Origin of the sequence: Saccharothrix sp. ALI-22-I, from assembly GCF_001984175.1 — a bacterium.
Classification (GTDB): domain Bacteria; phylum Actinomycetota; class Actinomycetes; order Mycobacteriales; family Pseudonocardiaceae; genus Actinosynnema.
The window spans coordinates 72780-92411 of sequence record NZ_MTQP01000066.1 but is presented as its reverse complement, the minus strand read 5'-3'; the positions used below and the strand labels follow the sequence as shown (position 1 = coordinate 92411).

Annotated in this window: 18 protein-coding genes; 8 read left to right on the top strand and 10 right to left on the bottom strand. The window is 71.9% G+C overall.

Translation table 11 applies throughout. From position 1 onward, the window contains the following. Positions 1–73: 73 nt before the first annotated feature. Positions 74–253 (bottom strand): (2Fe-2S)-binding protein, encoded by a 180-nt coding sequence (locus ALI22I_RS29015; RefSeq protein ID WP_077008746.1) that lies wholly within the window; start codon positions 251–253, stop codon positions 74–76. Positions 254–386: 133 nt separating this feature from the next. Between ALI22I_RS29015 and ALI22I_RS29010 the strand changes: the two genes are divergently transcribed. Continuing rightward, positions 387–635: a hypothetical protein gene (locus tag ALI22I_RS29010; protein ID WP_077008745.1), complete on the top strand. Its 249-nt coding sequence runs from the start codon at positions 387–389 to the stop codon at positions 633–635. Between the two features lie 51 nt (positions 636–686). On the opposite strand, the gene ALI22I_RS29005 is transcribed toward ALI22I_RS29010, so the two are convergent. Next, the gene (locus tag ALI22I_RS29005; RefSeq protein WP_077008744.1) at positions 687–1202 is read right to left on the bottom strand and encodes a YbhB/YbcL family Raf kinase inhibitor-like protein; all 516 of its coding nucleotides are present in this window, start codon (positions 1200–1202) and stop codon (positions 687–689) included. 350 nt (positions 1203–1552) lie between these two features. Between ALI22I_RS29005 and ALI22I_RS29000 the strand changes: the two genes are divergently transcribed. Continuing rightward, positions 1553–2374 (top strand): bifunctional DNA primase/polymerase, encoded by an 822-nt coding sequence (locus tag ALI22I_RS29000; RefSeq protein ID WP_077008743.1) that lies wholly within the window; start codon positions 1553–1555, stop codon positions 2372–2374. Between the two features lie 9 nt (positions 2375–2383). Here ALI22I_RS29000 and ligD read toward each other — a convergent pair whose 3' ends face one another. Genes ligD through ALI22I_RS51260 form a run of 3 tightly spaced genes read right to left on the bottom strand, consistent with a single transcriptional unit; the run spans position 2384 to position 5080 of the window. After that, a complete protein-coding gene (gene ligD, locus ALI22I_RS28995; protein ID WP_077008742.1) occupies positions 2384–3325 on the bottom strand; it encodes a non-homologous end-joining DNA ligase in 942 nt (313 codons plus the stop codon). Between the two features lie 28 nt (positions 3326–3353). Then, a complete protein-coding gene (locus ALI22I_RS51265; protein ID WP_077008741.1) occupies positions 3354–4466 on the bottom strand; it encodes an MFS transporter in 1113 nt (370 codons plus the stop codon). Beyond that, positions 4466–5080 (bottom strand): hypothetical protein, encoded by a 615-nt coding sequence (locus ALI22I_RS51260; RefSeq protein ID WP_179118404.1) that lies wholly within the window; start codon positions 5078–5080, stop codon positions 4466–4468. The genes ALI22I_RS51265 and ALI22I_RS51260 overlap by 1 nt, the downstream gene beginning before the upstream one ends. A 622-nt stretch (positions 5081–5702) precedes the next feature. Here ALI22I_RS51260 and ALI22I_RS28980 point away from each other — a divergent pair. From ALI22I_RS28980 to ALI22I_RS28960, 5 genes are read left to right on the top strand one after another with little or no spacing between them, the layout of a single operon-like run. Further along, positions 5703–6758 carry a hypothetical protein gene (locus ALI22I_RS28980; protein WP_143532492.1) on the top strand — a complete coding sequence of 352 codons (1056 nt, stop codon included), beginning with the start codon at positions 5703–5705 and terminating at the stop codon, positions 6756–6758. 10 nt (positions 6759–6768) lie between these two features. Further along, positions 6769–7596 (top strand): ACP S-malonyltransferase, encoded by an 828-nt coding sequence (locus ALI22I_RS28975; RefSeq protein WP_143532491.1) that lies wholly within the window; start codon positions 6769–6771, stop codon positions 7594–7596. Positions 7597–7607: 11 nt separating this feature from the next. Next, entirely contained in the window at positions 7608–11189 is a 3582-nt protein-coding gene (locus tag ALI22I_RS28970) for an SDR family NAD(P)-dependent oxidoreductase (RefSeq protein WP_077008737.1), read from the top strand. Positions 11190–11203: 14 nt separating this feature from the next. Further along, a complete protein-coding gene (locus tag ALI22I_RS28965; protein ID WP_179118403.1) occupies positions 11204–12523 on the top strand; it encodes an MATE family efflux transporter in 1320 nt (439 codons plus the stop codon). Continuing rightward, a complete protein-coding gene (locus tag ALI22I_RS28960; protein WP_077008735.1) occupies positions 12520–13920 on the top strand; it encodes a condensation domain-containing protein in 1401 nt (466 codons plus the stop codon). The genes ALI22I_RS28965 and ALI22I_RS28960 overlap by 4 nt, the downstream gene beginning before the upstream one ends. Before the next feature lie 26 nt (positions 13921–13946). On the opposite strand, the gene ALI22I_RS28955 is transcribed toward ALI22I_RS28960, so the two are convergent. Continuing rightward, entirely contained in the window at positions 13947–14726 is a 780-nt protein-coding gene (locus ALI22I_RS28955; RefSeq protein ID WP_077009273.1) for an SDR family oxidoreductase, read from the bottom strand. A gap of 34 nt (positions 14727–14760) precedes the next feature. Continuing rightward, positions 14761–15453, bottom strand: coding sequence for a carbon-nitrogen hydrolase family protein (locus ALI22I_RS28950; RefSeq protein ID WP_077008734.1), 693 nt, complete (start codon positions 15451–15453; stop codon positions 14761–14763). 125 nt (positions 15454–15578) lie between these two features. On the opposite strand from ALI22I_RS28950, the gene ALI22I_RS28945 reads away from it, so the two are divergent. Continuing rightward, positions 15579–16070, top strand: coding sequence for a carboxymuconolactone decarboxylase family protein (locus tag ALI22I_RS28945; protein ID WP_077008733.1), 492 nt, complete (start codon positions 15579–15581; stop codon positions 16068–16070). Here ALI22I_RS28945 and ALI22I_RS28940 read toward each other — a convergent pair. The 3 genes from ALI22I_RS28940 to ALI22I_RS28930 are packed head-to-tail and all read right to left on the bottom strand — an operon-like array spanning position 16043 to position 19604. Beyond that, positions 16043–16816 (bottom strand): aminotransferase class IV, encoded by a 774-nt coding sequence (locus tag ALI22I_RS28940; protein WP_077008732.1) that lies wholly within the window; start codon positions 16814–16816, stop codon positions 16043–16045. The genes ALI22I_RS28945 and ALI22I_RS28940 overlap by 28 nt on opposite strands. Further along, positions 16817–18034 carry an FAD-dependent monooxygenase gene (locus ALI22I_RS28935; RefSeq protein ID WP_077008731.1) on the bottom strand — a complete coding sequence of 406 codons (1218 nt, stop codon included), beginning with the start codon at positions 18032–18034 and terminating at the stop codon, positions 16817–16819. After that, on the bottom strand, positions 18027–19604 hold the full coding sequence (locus ALI22I_RS28930; RefSeq protein WP_077008730.1) for an AMP-binding protein: 1578 nt from the start codon (positions 19602–19604) through the stop codon (positions 18027–18029). Before ALI22I_RS28930 ends, ALI22I_RS28935 begins: the two co-directional genes overlap by 8 nt. Between the last annotated feature and the right edge of the window lie 28 nt (positions 19605–19632).

The window sequence follows — 19632 nt, the reverse complement described above, 5'->3', positions numbered from 1 at the left end:
CCTCCGGACAGCGGGTTCAGCGACCGTAAACCCGGATGGGGCGGGCTGCCACCTTAAGCGCGGCGCACCACTCTTAAGCGGCGTTACTGGGGGCGAGGTCCTGTTCGAGCATGCCGTCGAGGTGGTCGAGGCACGTGCCGCAACCGGTGCCCGCCTGGCAGCGTTCGCCGATCTCCTCGACGGTGCGGGCGCCGTTGCGGATGCACGCCCGCACTTGGGTGTCGCTGACCGCGGCGCAGATGCAGACGTACACGGCGTTCCTCCGATTGGCTTAGGCGAGGCTATGCTAACCGGAGGTCACTCGTTCGTGAAGGAGTGCTGCGCCACACCCTCCACAGGCCCGCTCACTCGCCGCCGACTGCGTCAGGCGGGCCACGGCGCTGGGCATGTCGCCCATCGTCGCCACGGCCGCCCGGCTGGTCGGACAACTCGACCACGACTCGTACAGGACGCTGACGCCCTGGGAGAGCGAGGTCGCCGAACTGGTCGCGCAGGGCTTCGACCTCGCCGACCCGGCCCAGATCCCGGTGATCGCCGAGCCGCTCTTCCGGAGCCTGAACTGCACCGTGGAGTTCATCCCGGTGATGAACGTCGACGACCTGCAACGGGGACTCGAACAGTGGGCGCAGTCCTGATGCCGCCACGGTGAGTGGTGCCGGGTGGTCGGGCCACCCGGCACCAGGCGGTCAGCGGCCGAACAGGCCGACCAGCGTGCCGTGGGCCAGCACGTGTCCCTCGATCGCGCTGCGCAGGTCGTTCGCGGTGACGTCCTCACCGAGGCCGAGCGGTCGGTCCACGGCGTACAGCCGGAAGAAGTAGCGGTGGGGTTCGTCGCCGATCGGTGGCCGCGGTCCACCCCAGCCCTGTCCGCCGAAGCCGTTGCGGCCGACGACCGCGCCCGGCGGCACGGAACCCTCTTCGATCGCGGTCACATCGGCGGGGATGCCCGCGACCACCCAGTGCACGAACGTCCCACCCGGCGCGTCGGGGTCCTCGCACAGCAGCGCCAGTTCCGCCGTGCCCGCCGGCACGTCCGACCACTCCAGCGGCGGCGAGGTGTTGCCGCCGTCGTACGAGTACCGGTCGGGGATCATCGTGTGACCGCTGAACGCGGCGCTGCGCGCGTGCAGGCCGCCGTCCTCCTCGACTCCACCCCCGCCGCCGGCCGGACCGGCTGCGGTGTGGCTCCTGGGATCGGGCATGGTCGGCTCCCTTCCGATCGTCCGAACTAGGGGCCTACCCACGTCCTCCGCCGGTACACCTGCCTCCCCGCACGGGCGGGGTGCCTGCTCACAGGCCGGTAGGATGCCTGCGGTACTGACCTCAGCTGTCGCGGGCGGCGCGCACCTCGGTGACCGACGGTGAGCCGCTCCTGATCCCTCGGCGTTCGACGCGGTTGCCGGAGAACAGCGGCGGGTAACCCAGAGTGCCGGCGTCGAGTGATGATGAAGCCGTGCACGGCATCCTGATGGCCCTGTACCGGCAGTCCCGACCCCGGCACACTGGAACCGGCTGCGCTTCCCCCGTTGCCCGAACGCCAGGGGGAACGAGCATGTCCAGGTACCGGGCGGCGCTGGCCGCCGCCGCACGAGGCTGGCCCGTGATGCCGTTGCGCCCGCACGGGAAGGTGCCCGCGCTGCGCGGCTGGGACGACGAGGCGACGCTCGACCGGGACCGGATCAGGCACTGGTGGTCGCGGCGGGCCTACAACGTCGGCATCTCGTGCGGCGCGGCCGGGTTGTTGGTGGTGGACATCGACGTGCCGCACGGCCGCGAGGCGTTCGCCCGCCGCGCCTGGCAGCACGGCGACGAGGACCCGCGCGACACGTACACCGTGGCCACGCCGAGCGGGGGAGAGCACCGGTACTTCCAGGCGCCGGACGTGCCACTGGGCAACACCGTCGGCAGGATCGCGCCGCACGTCGACACGAGGGGCGTCGGTGGATATGTGGTGGCCGCCGGGTCGCTGGTCGGCCACGACAGGTACCGCGTGGTGCGGGACGCACCGGTAGCCGAAGCACCGGAGTGGCTGGTCGCGGTGCTGACCCCGCCGCCGCCGGAGCACTTGCCGATCCCCGCTCAACGGCCCTCGCCGCGTCGGATCGACGCCTACCGCGCCGCCGCGGTCGACGGCGAAGTGGAGCGGGTGCGTGAAGCCCGGCCGGGCGGACGCGCGCACATCGTGTTCACCGCCGCCTGCCGGCTCGGCGAACTGGTCGGCGCGGGTTGGCTGGACGAGGCCACCGCGGTGTCGCTCCTGCTGGCCGCCGCCTCCACGCACAACGGCATCGAGGGGTGGACCGAGCGGGAGGCGCTGCACCACATCGAGAACGGCATCGCGTTGGGCCGGCGGCAACCCCGCGTGCTGCGGTGACCCCCAAGGTCACTCGGGCGGTTCGATGCCGTCCCGGTCCGCCCACTCCAGCAACGGCTCCAGCGAGAACACCGCGTCGTCGATCCCCGCGTGCAGGTCGCCCAGCTCCGCGAACCGGGCGGGCACCGATGCGATGGTGAAGTCACGCGGGTCCAGTGAATCGATCTCGTCCCACCGCACGGGCGTGGACACGGTCGCCTCCGGCACGCCCCGCGCCGAGTACGCGCTGGCGATCGTGTGGTCGCGCGCATTCTGGTTGTAGTCAACGAAAAGGCTGTGCGGGTCACGGTCGCGCCGCCACCACGCCGTGGTCACGTCGTCGGGCGCGCGCCGCTCCACCTCGCGGGCGAACGCCAACGCCGCCCGCCGCACGTCGGCGAAACCCCACTCCGGCTTGACCCGCACGTAGATGTGCAGCCCGGCCCCGCCCGAGGTCTTCGGCCAGCCCACCGCGCCCAGTTCGTCCAGCACCTCGTGTGCCACGTGCGCGACCCGCCGCACCCGAGAGAACGGGCAGTCGGGCATGGGATCCAGATCGATGCGCCACTCGTCCGGTTTCTCGGTATCGGCGGCACGCGAGTTCCACGGGTGGAACTCCACGGTGGACATCTGCACCGCCCACACCACGTCCGCCACGTCCGTCACGCACAGCTCGTCGGCGTGCCGGTCGTACCGGGGGAAGTGCACCCGCACGGTCCGCACCCACGGCGGCGCGCCCTGCGGCAGCCGCTTCTGGTGCACCTTCTGGCCGGCCACCCCGGACGGGAAGCGGTGCATCATGCACGGTCGCTCCCGCAGCGCGCGCACGATCCCGTCACCGACCGCCAGGTAGTAGCGGGCGAGGTCGAGCTTGGTCTCCCCGCGCGCGGGGAAGTAGACGCGATCCGGGTTGGAGATCCGCACGGTTCGGTCCCCGACCTCCAGCTCCACCGAAGGCACCTTTCCGACCATGCGGGCAACCTAACCCGGATCGCGCCGATCAGCGCGACACCAGCCTCCTTTCCCGGGACGTGGCGGCGATGGCAGTGGCCGCCACGGCGACGGCGGCGCCCACGAGAGGGACGATCGGGGCGTCGACCGCGCCGCCGAGCACACCGGCGCCGGCGATGCCCGCGTAGATGGCGGAGGCGTTCAGGGCGAGCAGGAGGTTCGCCCGGTCCGGGTCCAACGCCACCAGGGTCGCGAACAGGGGCGGGTTGAACGCCCAGAACAACGCGCCCCACGCCGCCATCACGACGAACGCCGTCGGCCCGGTCAACGCGGCCGGCAGCAGCACGAGCACCGCGGCACAGCCGCCCAGGGCGATCAGCAGCGGTGTGCGGGGCCCGTGGCGGTCCGCGGCCAGGCCGCCGACCACGTTGCCCAGCACCCCGCCGACCCCGTAGGCGAGCAGCTGACCGCCGTCCGGCGCCTGGCCGGTGATCGGGCCGAGGTAGCTGTAGACGCTGAACGTGGCCAGGCACGCCAGCAGCGACACGGCGAGCAGCCGTTGCACGGGCGGGTCGGCCAGCGGCGCCAGCCGTTGCCGGAACCCGATCGCCGGGCCGGGGTGCACCCGCGGCACGGCGGCCCGCACGATCAGCGCCGCGGCCACGCACAACACCGCGACCAGCACAAACGCCGCCCGGTAGCCGTACTGGTCGGCGACGAACCGCCCGGCGGGCACACCGAGCAGGGTGGCGGCGGTCAGCCCGCCGGTCACCACGGCCATCGCCCTGGCCTTGTGGTCGGGGTCGAGTTGGGCGGCGACCGCGGTGGCCGCCGGGGTGGCCAGCGCCGCGCCGCACGCCGTGAGCACGCGGGCGACCAGCAGCAGGTCCAACGTCGGTGCGAACGCCGCGCCGACGTTGCCCAGCGCGGCGACCAGCAGTGCGGCCACCAGCAGGGCACGTCGTTCGACGCGCGCGGTCAGGATCGCCAGCAGCGGCGAGCCGATCGCGTAGGCCAGGGCGAACGCGGTGATCGTCTGGCCCGCCGCGGCGGTGGTGACGCCGTGGTCGGCGGCGACCTCGGTGAGCACCGCCGCGACCACGTACCCGCTGGACCCCGCCGCCACGGTGGTCGCGGCGAGCGCGGAGGTCCGGGCGCGCATCAGGACACCAGACGGGGTGGTGCCGGGGTCAGGTAGGCGGACAGGTCGGGTGGGCGGCGGCCGGTGAACACCGTTTGGTAAACGCTTTCCCGGACCAGCGCGACAGGTCGGCCGGCGCTGAGCAGCGTGGCCTGGCACCACAGCGCGGGCACGTCCTCGGGGTCGTCCGGCAACGGGTCGGCGAAGTCGGGGTCGTCGGGCACCGGGGTGGTGGTGGCGTAGTGGGTGGCCCGGCGCGCTTCGGTGAGCAGCACGCCGAGCGGGGTGTAGCCGCGGGCCAGGTCTTCGCGTCTCGGCTCGTCGAGTTCGAGGGCCCGCTGGTGCACCAGGGCGGTGATGGTGGCGAGGCGGGGGCCGTTGTCGCCCAGGTACGGGACCAGGTAGCCCTCGCGCCGGGTCACCTCGGTGCCCGGCGGTAAGCCGAGCAGGTGGCCCTGGCGCGGGGTGAGGCGGTGTGGGGTGTCGGGTTGCCGGGGGTCGCGGCGCAGGCGGTAGCCCACCCATAGGGACAACACGCGGGTGAAGGGGACGGGTACGTCGCGCAGGAACCGGGCCATGGTGTCGGCACGGGCGCCTGCTTCGTCCGCGTGAGCGGCGTGAGCTGAATGGATCATCGGGGTGCACCTTCCGGTGAGGCCGCACACGTCGTTGTGCGGGCATCGGTGCGATGCACCAACGATGAGGCCGCACTGATGCGGAAACATCGGTCGGGTGACGTAGAAGATCCCGAATGCAGTCCACACCGGACGATGTGAGGGCCGCTCGGCTACCTGTGTCCGCGCGGGCCCGTCGTGCGGGCCGCCCGGCCTCCTGGACTACGTGCTCCCGTATCCACGCGGCACGTCTCGGGCGCGTTAACGGGTGTGACGGACAGTCAGATTGCCCAGGTGGGGGACTTTCACGTCCGTGAGCAGACCTGTTCTGTGCCTTCTGTCGCGACCTCCGTGGTGCGATCGGTCAATTGTCGGGAACGGAATCCGCGATTAGCGTGACGCCGCGTTCGAGAGAACACGACGACCGATCAAGGAGCACACCGCACACGGTCAGACAATGCCCGTCATAAAGAATGCGAATACCTGTCCGGCCCCATAGGGGTGGCCTATCGGGTCGTCGCCGATGTCGCTGCCAAGTAAATTCTCGGCGACTTCCTGTAACACATCAGGCCAGGTGAACGGCATCGTGACCCGGTGCCACCCCCGGTCCGGACCCGTGCTGCCCGAAACAGGTCGAGGTGTAATGCGCGCTCTTTTGTTGTTCGACGGTCTCGGTGGGAACAATGATCACCTCATAACCGCCCTGCGCGTGCTGCGCGGGCGGCCGGAGAACGCCGCCTTCTTCCACGCGGTGTACCGGGCGCTGGACGACGCGGTCGATTACCTGGGTCCCGACGCGGTGCCCGGAGGGCTGCCGTTGGAAAAGTGGCTCGACGGTGTCGAACCGCCGGCCCTGGACTCCACGGCGGCGGGCGTGTGCGTGCACGTCCACCAGCTCTGCCAACTCCAGCCGACCGTCCGCGACACCGCCGATGGCGTGGTGGCCGCGCTCGGGCACAGCATCGGTCTCCAGGCCGCGGTGGTGGCGGGTCTGCGCCCGCGCCGGCCGGACGAGTTCCTGGCGCTGGCCGCCACCTCGTTGAAACTGGTCGTGGTGAGCCTGGTCCGGGCGCACCGGATCGCGCCGGACCTCGGCGTGGCACCCGGCCTGGCCGCCGGGTACCGGGCCGTCCGGGGTGGCGCGCCCGGACCGATGGCGTCGGTGACCGGGATGCGGCGCGACGAACTGGTGGGCCTGCTGACGGGTTCCGTGTCGCTCGGCCTGGTCAACGCGCCCACCGCGCACGTCCTCAGCGGCACGACGTCCGACCTGCTCGCCCTGCGCGCCACGCACGCGTCGGCGTTCGAACGACCGGGGGTCGGCTGGGCATTCCTGCCCCACACGATCCCCTTCCACAGCCCCGCCCTGGCTTCCGTGCCGGAACGGGTCCGCGCGGACCTCGACTTCGTCGGCCCGGTGCCCGCACCCGACCGACTGGAACTGCCGGTCTACGCCACCGACGGCCCGCGCAACCTCCAGCACGCCGACGACCTGGTGGACGAGTACCTCCGGCAGGTGTTCGTGCGGCCCATCGACTGGGAGCCGGCCGCACGGCACGCCGTCACCGACGCGGCCGTGGACCGCGTCCTGGACTGCGGCCCCGGCGCCGGAGCCCGCCGGTTCACCCGCGAGTGCCTGCGCACCGACGACAGGGTCGTGCGCTTCGAGTCGTTCCGACAAACCCGCCGAGCTGGATAGGAGAACCGCCGTGTTCTGTCTTCTCTTCCCCGGTCAGGGCGTCCAGCGCAAGGGGATGGGCGCCGAGCTGTTCGCCCGGCACCCCGACGCCACCGCGCTCGCCGACGAGATCCTCGGCTACTCGATCGAGGAACTGTGCGTCCGGGACCCGGAGCGGCGGCTGCGCGATACCCGCTACGCCCAGCCCGCCGTGTTCTTCGTCAACGCGCTGCTCGGGCGCGACCGGCTCGCCGAGCACCCGGGCCGGTACGCCTACTTCGCCGGGCACAGCCTCGGCGAGTACAACGCGCTGGTCGCGGGCGGTGTGCTCGACCTCGCGGCCGGGCTGCGGCTGGTGAAACGGCGGGCCGAGCTGATGTCGACGATCAGCGGCGGCGGCATGTCCGCGGTGCAGGGCGTGCCCGCGGCGTTCGTGCGGCGCGCGTTGGTCGAGACCGGCCTGTCGAAGGTATTCCTGGCCAACCTCAACGCCGACACCCAGACCACGATCGCGGGCGACCGCGCGGAGGTCGCGGTGGCGGGCAAGGCGATCGGCGCGCTGCCCGGCGCGCGGGTGGTGCCGATCAACGTCAGCGGCCCGTTCCACACCCCGCTGATGGAGCCCGCCGAAGCGGCGTTCCGGGAGGTGCTGGAGGGCTTCGAGTTCGCGCCCGCGACCACGCCCGTGGTCTCCAGCGTCACCGGCGAGCCGTTCACCGGCCCGGACCTGCTCGCCCGCCAGCTGTCCGCGCCGGTGGAGTGGGTGCGCGCGGTCCAGACCCTGCGCGCCGCGGGCGTCACCGAGTTCGACGAGGTCAACGGCCGGACCCTGACCTCACTCGTCAACAAGATCCGCTGAGGGGCATCGTCATGAACACGGACATCGCAGTAGTCGGCCTCTCGGTGGACGTGCCCGGTGCGCGCGACCTGGACGCCTTCTGGCAACTGGTCAGCACCGGCACGAGCACCAGCAGGCCGTTCCCGGCCGACCGCCGGGAGAAGCTGGCCGAGTACATCCGCTACTTGCGCGCGACCAGCATCGACCCGGTGCCCGAGCCGGACATCGACTTCCACAACGGCTACTTCCTCGACACCGTCGACAGCTTCGACCACGCCGCGTTCGGGATGAACCCCCGGCAGGCGACGCTGACCGACCCGCACCACCGGATGGTGCTGCGCGCGATGTACCTGGCGTTCGAGGACGCGGGCTACTCGCTGGACCGGTTGCGCGGCAGCCGCACCGGCGTCTACGTCGGGTTCGCGGTCAACCCCGGCTCGACCTACCTGGACTACATCAGCCGGGTCGACCCGTCGGTCGGCCAGCAGGCCATCACCGGCAACATCCCGGCGATGCTGGCCAACCGGCTGTCGCACTTCCTGGACCTGCGCGGACCCAGCATGGTGGTGGACACCGCCTGCTCGGCCACCCTGGTCGCGGTGCACCTGGCGAAGAACGCCCTGCTCCTCGACGACTGCGACATGGCCGTGGTCGGCGGCGCGCGGATCGTGTTCGCGCCCGTCAAGCACCGGCACTCCAACATCGGCATCGAGTCCTCCGACGGCGTGACCCGCACCTTCGACGAGGCCGCCGACGGCACCGGCTTCGGCGAGGGCTCCGGCGCGGTCGTGCTCAAGCGGCTGGACCGGGCGCTCGCCGACGGCGACCAGGTGTACGCGGTGATCAAGGGCAGCGCGGTCAACCACGACGGCAACACCGAGGGCATCACCAACCCCGACTCCGACTCGCAGGCCGACCTGCTGCTGTCGGCGTGGCGCAACGCCGACGTGGACCCGCGCACCATCGGCTACTTCGAGGCGCACGGCACCGCGACGCGCGTCGGCGACCCGATCGAGCACGAGGGCATGAGACGGGCCTTCGCCAAGCACACCGCCGATCGCGGTTTCTGCGCGGTCGGCACGGTGAAGGCCAACGTGGGCCACCTGTTCGAGGGCTCCGGCGTGATCGGCCTGATCAAGGCGATCGCGGTGCTGCGCAACGGGATGATCCCGCCGCAGGCCAACTTCGCCAACCCCAACCCGAAGCTCGACTTCGCCTCCGGGCCGCTGTACGTGCCGACCAGCCTGGAGCCGTGGGAGTCCGACGGCCCGCGCCGCTGCGGCGTCAGCGCGTTCGGGCTCGGCGGCACCAACGCGCACGCGGTGCTGGAGGAGTTCACCGCCGCCGACGAGCGCCCGGCGTCCTCCGGCGAGCACCTGTTCACGCTCAGCGCGGCCACGATCAAGTCGTTGACGCGGATCGTGGAGCGGCACATCCGGTTCATCGACGGCGGCGGGCTCGCCGGTGTGGACATCGCCGACGTCTGCTACACCAGCCAGGTCTCGCGCGGCGGGCACCGGCACCGCGTCGCGGTCGTCGTCACCGATGCCGCCGACCTGCGCCACAAGCTCGCCGAACTGCTGGCCGACCGGCCAGTGCCGCTGCCGGAAGGCCCGTTGGGCGACCAAGGTCGGGCGTTCACGCGCGGCGGCCAGGTGGATTGGCGTTCCCTGCACGGCGACCGGGCGCCCCGTGTGGTCCGGCTGCCCGCGTACGCGTTCGACGAGTCGACGGCGTGGGTGAGTTTCCCCGACACGTGGCGCGAGACGATGAACCTGGTCACGACCGACGAGCGCCACCCCGTGACGCACGACGTGGAGTTCCAGGAGACCCCGGCGGCACGGGCGGTGTCCGCGCCGAACGCCAAGGTGCTCGCCCTGGTGGACCCGGACACCGACGCCGAGAAGGTCCTCGCCGCCCTGGGAGACGTGCGGTTCCTGCGCCTCGGCGAGCCGATCGAGGGCGGTTCGGTGTTCCACGCCGGGGACACCGCCGCCTACGAGCAGATCGCGCGGCTGGTGGGCGACGGCGTGACGCACCTGGTGCACGCGCTGGCGTTCGAGGACACCCCGGCGTCCGACGTGGCCGAGGTCGAACGGCGGACCGGCAAGAACCTGCACAGCCTGTTCCTGCTGTCCAAGGCGTTGATGGCGGCCGGGGTGAAGGTCGATCTCGCCGTCGTCACGCGCACCGCCGTGTGCGCCGAGGAAGGCGAGGCGGTGGTGGCGGAGAACGCCGCGCTGGTCGGGTTCGGCAAGGTGATCGGCCGCGAATACCCCTACATCAAGGTCAAGCACGTGGACGTGGACCCGGCCGTGCCGCCGGCCGCGCTGCGGGCGGAGGTGTTCGCCGCCGAGCACGGCCTGTTCCTGCTGCGCGGCGAACGACGGCTGCGCGAGGTGTTCGTGGAGGTGCCGGAGGTCGAGGCCGGCGGACCGGACGGGCCGGACTACCTCAAGCCCGGCGGCACCTACCTGATCACCGGCGGCACCGGCGCGTTGGGCCTCGCCGTGGCCGGGAACTTCGCCGCCGCGCAACCCGACCTCACGCTGGTGCTGCTGAGCCGGTCCGGCGTGCCGCCCCGCGCGCAGTGGGACGACCCGATCGCGGTGCCCGCCGGCTCGGCCGCCGCCAAGCGGGTCGACGCCGTGCGGGCGTTGGAGGCCTCGGGCGCCACGGTGGTCGTCGTCGCGGCCGACGCGGGCGACCCGGAGGCGTTGGCCGAGGCGGTCACCACGGTCCGGCGCGACCACGGGCGCATCGACGGCATCGTGCACGCGGCGGGACTGCCCGGCGGCAGCACGGTCATGTTCCGGCAGTCGGCCGACTTCGACGCGGTGGTGCGGGCGAAGCTGCACGCGGCGTTCGTGCTCGACCAACTGACCCGCGACGACCGGCCGGACTTCATCGCCCACTTCTCCTCGGTGGCCTCGGTGTTCCCCGCACCCGGCCAGGCCGACTACGCGGCGGCGAACTACTACCTCGACAACCTCGCCCGCGCCCAGGCCGGTGGGCCGTGCCACGTGATCGCGCTGGACTGGGTCGCGTGGAAGGAGATCGGCATGGCGGTGGACTTCGGCACCAACGGCGACACCATGTTCAAGGCGCTGCCGACGTCGGTCGGTCTCGGCGTGCTGGACGCGGGCCTGCGGTCGAAGCGGTCGCGGCTGTTCGCGGGCGAGCTGAACTACCGCGGTGAGCTGATCCACCTGCTGCGCTCCTACGACGTGCCGCTGTCCGCCGACATCGAGGCGAAGGTGGAGCTGGAGATGAAGGCACTGGAACAGCGGCTGGTCGAGGCCGCGGAGAAGACGCGGGCCGGTGTCGCCGCGGTGTCGGTGGCACTGGAGGGCCGCCCGGACGGCCAGTACAGCGAGGTGGAGCGGTCCGTCGCCCAGTGCCTGGCCCTGGCGTTCGGCTACGACGTGCTCGACGTCGAGGCCGACTTCTTCGACCTGGGCGGTGATTCCATCATGGCCGCCGGCGTGGCGGGCACGATCGCGGTCTGCCACGGGGTGGGCTACGACGTGGCGGACCTGCTCGCCGACCGCACCATCGCCGAGATCGCCTACCACGTCGAGGACCTGGCGGACTTCGCCGCGGAAGTCGCCTGATGACCGTGTCGGACATGACCGCGGGGCCGGCGCTGCGGCGCATCGTCGGCTTCGCGTTGCCGCTGACCGCCGCGAACCTGCTGCAACAGGGCTACCTGCTGGTCGACGGCATCGTCGTCGGCCACTACGTCGGCGTCGAGGGACTGGCCGCCGTGGGCGCCAGCGGGCCGCTGTTCTACCTGCTGAACGCGATGTTCATCGGGTTGGGCACGGCGTTCACCATCCGGCTGGCGCACTTGCGCGGCGCCCGGCAGGACGGTGAACGCCGTGGCGTGGTGCTGTCGTTGGGCCTGCTGACGGTGGTGTGGTCGGTCGGCTGCATCCTGCTGGTCACGGTGCTGGCCGGGCCGACGTTGACGCTGATGGGCATCGAGGGGCGGCTGGCCGAGGACTGCGCGCGGTTCATCGGGGCGCTGTCCCTCGGGTTCCCCGGCATCTTCGGGTCGGCGGCGGTGAGCGCGTACCTGCGCGGCCTGGGCGACTCGCGGGCGGCGATGTGGGTGCAGGGGTTCGGCAGCATCGTGAACGTGGTGCTGGTGCTGCTGTTCGTGGCCGTGCTGGACCTGGGCATCGCCGGTGCGGCGCTGGCCACGGCGGTGGCGGCGACCGCCGCGCTGGTCGCCGGTCTGGTGCACTCGGCGCGGATCTACCCGGTGCCCAGGGTGGGGGAGCGGCCCGCCGTGCGGCGGGAGCTCGTCGACGCCGTGCGGCTGGGCTTCCCGTTGGCCAGTCAGCACATCATCCTGGCCGTGGGCATCATGGTGCTGGTCTGGATCATCCAGGCGTTCGGCCCGGTGGTGCTCGCGGCGTTCACCATCGTGTCCCGGATCGAGCAGTTCACCGCGATCCTGTTCCTGGACTTCTCCGGCGCGGTCACCGCGTTCACCGCGCAGAACCTCGGCGCGGGCAACGCGGAACGGACCCGGCGCGGCCTGTGGCAGACCCTCGGGCTGACGGTGGGCCTGACCGTGGCGCTGGCGGGCGTGGTGCTGCTCGCGCGCGGCCCGATCGCCGCGCTGTTCACCGACGACCCGGCCACGCGGGAGCTGACCGAGCGGTACATCCTGATCATCTACCCGTTCTTCGCGCTCTACACGGTGATGGTGGTGCTGCACGGCCACCTCAACGGCGCCCGCCGCACCACCGCGCCGCTGATCTGCACGGTGATCGCGTTCGTGCTGGTGCAGATCCCGTTCGCGTACCTGCTGCACGGCGTGTTCGGCATCGAGGCGGTGATGTGGGCGGTGGTCGCGGGCTGGACGGCCGGCCTGACCTACTCGGTGTGGTGCCTGCGCCGGGTCCTGTTCGCCCAACCCGCGGAAGTGGTGTCGTGATCACCGAGAGCAGTGCCGAAGTCGAGTTCCACGGCGGCAGGGCCCGCACCGGGCCGCTGTCGTGGGGCCAGCAGGGCACCTGGGACGGCATCCAGCACTGGCTGCCGGAGATCAAGCCGTTCTTCTTCCTCACCCGGTGGCTGCCGGTGCCGTTGCTGCTGGAGCTGGGGAACGTGCTGGAGGTCGTGGGTGAGCTGCTGCGGCGGCACGAGTCCCTGCGCACGCACTTCCACGTGAGCCCGAGCGGTGACGTGACGCAGGACGTGTCGGCGTCCGGGACGTTGCTGGTCGACGTGTACGACCGGCCCGCCGACGACCCGGTCGAGTTCAGCGACATCGTGACCACCTGCTGGCAGCGCGGCACGGCGGAGCCGTTCGACCACGCCCGCGAGCTGCCGATTCGGCTGTCCGTCGCGCTGCACGAGGGCATCCCGGTGGTCGTCGTGTTCGCCCTCTCTCACCTGGCCGCCGACTACACCGGCGCCGAGCTGCTGGTGACCGAGATGGCGGCCATGTTCAAGGCCCGCGTCGACGGCACGGCACCACCGCCGCCGCGGCGGGCGCTGCAACCGGTCGACCTCGCGCTGTCCGAACGGTCACCGGACGGACAGCTGCTCAACGTCGAGGCGATGCGCCGGCTGCGGGCCGAGCTGGACCGGATGCCACCGGCCACCCCGGCCCGCGCCGAACCCGCGTCACCGCGCTTCGTCGGGGCCGACCTGGACTCCTCGGCGCTGCCGGTGGCCGTGCGCCGGGCGGCACGCCGCTACCGCACGACGACGTCGGTGGTGCTGCTGGCCATCGCCACCGCGCTGGTCCGCTGCTTCTGCCCAGGCCCGCTGCACCGCTTGGACGTCATGCAGGGCAACCGGGTCACACCCGAGCTGATGGGCAGCGTCACCACCCTCAACCAGGCCGTCCGCACCGTGATCGACCTGCGTGCGGACTCCTTCGAAGAACTCCTGCGCCGCGTCGAGCGCACGATGTCCGATGCCCGCGCCCACTCCCGTTACGACACCCGTGCGGCCCAGGAGGTGGTCCGCACGTGGGGCGGGGTGCTCGAACCGGGGACCCAGTTCAACGACATGTGGTCCACGATCCGCACACCGCGCCGCACCGCGTCCGAAGTGGACACCACCGCGTCCGAGCTGTCGTGGCCCGCGACCTCCGACGCCGAGGACATGGTGCTGTACCTGGACACCCGCGGCACCACCGACCGGATGCAGTTGGCGTTGATGGCGGACACGGCGGTGTTGGCGCGAGAGGAGATCGGGGCGTTCCTGCTGGCGTTCGAGCGGATCGCGGTGGTGCTGGCCACGGAGGACATCGCGTTGGACCGGGTGGGGGAGCTGTTCGCCGAGAGCCGGGCACGGGTCGTCGGACCGTTGACCGGCTGACCCCGCCCCGCTCCAGCGGGTGGCGATCAGGCGCCGGTCCGCCGCCGATCGCCGAAGCGGCGGAGGAGATCCAGGACCTTCAACCCCAGCGAAGGCACGACGGCGCCGGCCCGCGCCATGCCCGCCCGGTACGCCGGGAGTGCCCGGACCAGCCGCCGACCGTCCAGCATCGCCACCGCCCGGTCCGCCACCTCCGCCGCCGACAGCAGCCCGCCACCGGAGAACAGGATCGCCGACGCCGGGTCGTCCTGGACGTCGCGCAGCAGCTTCGTGTCCGCCGCGTCCGGGCAGCACGTGAGCACCCGCACCGGCACACCCGCCCGCTCCAGGTCACCGTGGAGGCTCAGCCCGAAGGTCAGCACGGCGGCCTTGGTCGCCGCGTACACCGCGAGTCCCGGCACCGGGCCGAACGCCGACATCGAGGCGATGTTCAGAATCCGCCCACCGCCCGCCCGCATCACGTCGACCGCCGCCTGACAGCCGAACACCACCCCGAGCAGGTTCACCTCGACCGTCCGCCGCACCACGTCGTCACCGTGCTCCCACGGCTGCCCGGTCAGCACCACACCCGCGTTGTTCACCCACACCGACACCCGCCCGAGCGCCGCCGCCCGCGCCGCGACCGACCGATGCGCCTCCGGATCACGCACGTCGGCGACCGCCCCATGCCCACCGATCGCCCGCGCGGCGTCCTCCACCGCCGCATCGACATCCGCCAGCACGACCTCGTACCCACGAGCGCGCAACCTCCGGGCGATCTCCAGCCCGAAACCCCGCGCCGCCCCGGTGACCACCGCGATCTCCACGCCGGCCACCCTAGACGCCACCGGTCCTGGCCCCTCACCGCGTGGCGCGCGCGGGGATCACCGCCCGCACCACGGAGTCGACCGAGGTGTCAGCGGATACGACCATCCGACCGGACGAGTCCCATACCGCCGAACGGCCCGCGGCAGACGCATACCCTTCACCGGTCGAGCCGGCGAAACTCGCCACCGCGACCCACACACCGTGCTCGACCGCGATCCGCCGCGCCCGCTCGTCAACCACAGCCGAGTCCCACGCGTGCTCCAACACGCCGGCCACGTACACGTCGATGCCCAACGCCGCCGTGTCCGCCGCGTGCTGCGGCACGCCGGTGTCCTTGCACACGGCCAACCCGAGCCGCACCCCGTCCACCTCGACCACCGCGGGCGCGTCACCGGGGCGGAAGCGCACCGGCTCCCCGCCGCCGAGCCACATCTTCCGGTACGCCACCCGCACACCCGCGCCGGAAACCTCCAGCACACCGATGTGCGGCCCCTGCACCGGCGCGCCCGCGAACGCCACGGTCCCCGTCTCGGCGCAGGCCTGCACCAACGGCTCCACCAGGTCGAACGGCACCACCGGCGCGTCGAAGTGGTACCCCGTCAACGACAGCTCCGGGAACACCACCACCCGCGCACCCGCCGCACGCACGGCCGATGCATGAGCCGCCACGTTGGCGGCCACGTCGTAGGGGGTACAGCGCGGCTGGGCGACAGCGAGAGTGAACACCGGTCAACCCTAGCCGGCTTCAGCCGCGAAGGACAGCGCTCGAAGCACTAAGTCCATTGTGGACTTAGTGTGATTTCCGTTGTGGCAGAAGGGATATGTCCAGAGACTGTTGCTAGTATCGAAGAATGTCAACCACTACGAGTGAGCCGAGGGTGAACCTGAAGGCGGTCACCTCCGACGTGTCCGCCGCCATGCGGGCGCTGCACCTCTCGGCCGCGGACGCCGCGGCGCGCGCCGGGGTGCCCACCGCGCTGCTGGAGCTGGTGCGCTTGCGCGTCTCGCAGATCAACGGGTGCGAGTTCTGCATCGACCTGCACGACCGCGATGCCAGGACCGGCGGCGAGTCGGAGCAGCGCCTCGCCGCCCTGGCCGGCTGGCCGGAGTCGCCGCTGTTCGACGCGCGGGAGAAGGCCGCTCTCGCGCTGGCCGAGGCGATCACCCTCGTGCACGACGGTCGGGTGCCGGACGGGGTGTACCGGGCCGCCGCCGCCGAGTTCGACGAGCCCGCGCTCGCCGCGCTCATCTGGGTCAGCACCGTGATCAACTCCTACAACCGCATCGCGATCAGCACCCGCATGGTCCCCGCCGCTCAGCCCTCCACGACGAGCAACGGCTGATACGGCAGCGTGGCGGCGGGCGGGTCCAGCGGCGTGCGCAGCCGCTCGACCTGCTCCCGCCACTGCCGGAAGTGCGTGCCCCGGCCGGCGTCGACATCGCACCCGACCCACCCGGTCACCAAGCGGATGCCGTGCAGGGCGTTGAGCAACCACACCTCCCGGCCGGCCAACTCCTCGACCCGGCGGGCACGATGAGCCGTCCGAATCCCGCTCGCCCTGGCCAGGTCCTTCACCAGCCCGGCGGTGGTGCCGGCCAGCGCCGGGATCTCCTCGGGCGGCGAGCACAGCACGTCGTCCTCCCACCACAGGATCGACGACGTCGCCGCTTCGACCACGGTGCCGTCCACCGTCCGCAACAGCGCTTCCTCGGCCCGGTGGATCGCCGCCTCGGCCCGCAGGCGGCTCAGCGCGAGGAGGTCCGGTCCCTTGCGGGTCGGATTACACCGGTGATCGACCGCGTCCGGCACCCACACCCGCACGTCCTCGCCGCGCGCGGGCGCCCGGCGGATTCGCAGGCGCAACTCCGGCGGGTCGCCGACGAGTTCCACCCTCGGGAACCACGCGCCCGAGCGGGGCAGCGCGGCGATCGCATCGCGCCAGAACTTGTGCAGCTCCTGCGGTGTGACGACACCGACCTCCAGACAGGCCCGGGTGAACCGGACGACGTGCCGATCCAGTGACCGCACCGCCCCGTTCAGCACCAGCCAGGAATCGGCCACCAACAGAGAGCTGTCGTCGATTCTCATTCAGCGACCCGTTCTGCTCGTCGAAGTCCTTGGTCTGGGGCCGTAGGGTGCGTGCTCAAGCCACTCGCCGAACCTCGGCACCACCGGTGCGAGACGTGCCGCCGCGGTCCGTCGCAGCCGGGCCGCCGCGCCGCGCGGACGCAGGTGCCGCAGGGCCGCACCTGCGGCGGCGCTGTTGACCTGCGCCGCCGCACGCCTGGCGGTGACGAACCCGGTGACGGCGTCGGCGTTCGCCGCGGGGGAGCGGCGCCCGGTCGCGATGGCCTCCGCTGCCGCCTGGGCGTCGACGAAGCCGCTGTTCATGCCGCGCGCGCCGAAGGGGGGAAACAGGTGGGCGGCCTCCCCGACGAGCAGTACCCGTCGGTGCGGGTCGGTGAAGTCGTCGGCGATCAGCTGGAGGAACCGGTACACCGAGATCGCCGTGATGCGCGCGGTCGGCGTCGGCCCGATCAGCTCGGGCAGCCACCGCCGCACCTCCGCGGGCGAGGCGATGACGTCCGGATCGTCACCGGCACGGCTCTGCACGTCGACCTGGAAACCCGACGCGTAGGGCACGATCAGCACGCCACGACCGTCCGCGGCGGGGTGTTCGTAGTGCATCACCCGTTCCAGGCTCGGTGCGCGGCAGGGCTCGTCGGCGACGTCGACGACAACGTGGAACCCGTCCTGGGCGGCCGAGCCGGCCAACGAGACGCCCGCGCTCTTGCGCACCGTCGACCTGGCTCCGTCCGCTCCCACGACGTGGCTGCCCCAACAGGTCTCGCCGCCGGCGGTGGTGACGATGACGCCGTCGGAGTCGGCGGCCACCTCGGTGACGGGGTGGTTCCACAGCATGTCCACACCCGCCCGTTGACAGGCGTCGCGCAGAATCCGCTCGGTCTCGCTCTGCCGCAGGCTGGTGAACGGTGGCAGGCCGCGGGACGCGTCGTGCGCCGGGTACTCCCGTGCGTACACCTGCCGCCCCCGGTACAGGGTGCGGCGGACGTTCCAGAGCACGCCGTGCGCCGCGAGTTCCGCTCCCAGCCGCGGGCTGGTGGATTCCAGCAGCCTCAACGACTCGCCGTGCACGTAGAGAGCGCGACTGCCGGTGCTGACCCGGTCGGCGGGGTCGGCTTCGAGCAGGAGCACCGGAATCCGCCGGGCGCGCAGGGCCAGCGCCGCGAAGAGCCCGACCGGACCCGCGCCCACGACGATCACCGGTCCGGCCGCCTCAGCCACGGGCCACCACGCTGTCGCCGGCGCCGATCAACCGGGCGAGCGCCACGCGTTTGATCTTCCACGTCGACGTTCTGGGCAGGTCGTCGAACGCCCACTGCTGCGGTGCGCCCAGGTTCGGCAGGTCGGCCGTCGCCCGCCGCCACCGCGCCCGCACCAGCGGCGCCCCGGTGCGGGTGCACACCACCGGCACCGGCACCCCGCCCGCGCCGGGAACCACGACCACCTCGCGCAACTCGTCCAGCCGGGACATCAGCACGTCCTCGATCCGCAGGTTGCTGTCCACGTCGTCGATCCGGTCGATCTCGCGGTCGACCAGGTGCAGTCCGCCCCACCAGCTGCGCGTGCCCATGTCGCCCATGCGCCACCAGCTCCCGTTGAGCTGCGCGTCGAACCTGTCCTGCGCTCCCTGGTAGGTGAGAATCCGGCCACGGGTGCGCGCCTCGATGTGCCCTACCGTTCCGCGCGGCACCGGAGCGCCGGAATCGTCGGTGATCCGGACCTTGGTGAAGCCGGGGATGCCCATGCCCACCAGTCGTCCGTCGCCGCGCGTCGCGCCCCGTTCGGTGAACACGCGCACGGCCACCGGCCCGGTCTCGCTCTGACCGTAGAGCTGCATGAGGTACTTGCCGCGACGCTGGGACGCGCCGAGCAGCCGTTGCACGGTGCGCGGGTGGATGGCGTCGAACGTGCTGCTGAAACAGCGGACATCACGCAGCGGTGCTCCCGGAGCATCCACCAGGTCTTCCCACAGCACGAACGTGTTGGGGTGCGTTTCCACCACACCCGGCCGCCACCGGGTCAACAGCGGGCCGACCGAGGCGGGGTCGTGGTCCACCAGCAAGAGCAACGGGCTGCCACCGGACAGGAACGTGCCGAGCGCGTGGTAGAAGCGGGAGTGGACGAACGACATGCAGAAGGCGGCCGTCTCCCCGCGCACCGGAAGCGCCATGACCTTCTGCGGCACCAACCTGTTCCACAGCGCTCGGGGGCAGTGCACGGCGAGTTTGGGCACGTCGGTCGTGCCCGAGCTGTGCGTGATCAGCGCGGGCTCGTCGGGGTAGAGCCGAACCGGCTTGGCCGGTCTGGTCACCAGGACGTCGGAGAGTGCCACGGCGTCGCGGGCCGACCCGCTCACCAGGAGGCGCCTGCTGGTCAGCCCGGAGATGTCGGTGTGCGCCATGAGCCGTGACAACGTCGTCTCGTCGGTGACCAGCAACGGCCGGTCGAGCCTGCCGAGCAGGATGCCGACCGTGACGGCGTCCAGACCGGGTGACAAGAGGACGGGCACCGCACCGATGCGGGACGCGGCACAGGCGAGCAACGCGATGTCGGCGTTGTCGCTCTTGTGGACCGCGACGGGGCTCGCGGGCCTGGCCCCGGCCGCCCACAGCTTGTCCGCCAGCCGGTCCACCAGATCGGCCAGTGACCGGTAGGTGTGCTGGAGGCCTTCCTCGGGGGCCACGTCGAGCGGACGGTCCAGGACGACCGGCACGTCGCCGTGGCGGGACGCCGCCTCGCGGAACATCCGCCCGATGTAGAAACCACTGCCGGAGAAGATCTTCTGCTGCACGGTAACTCCTCTGTGGATGGTGGGCGGA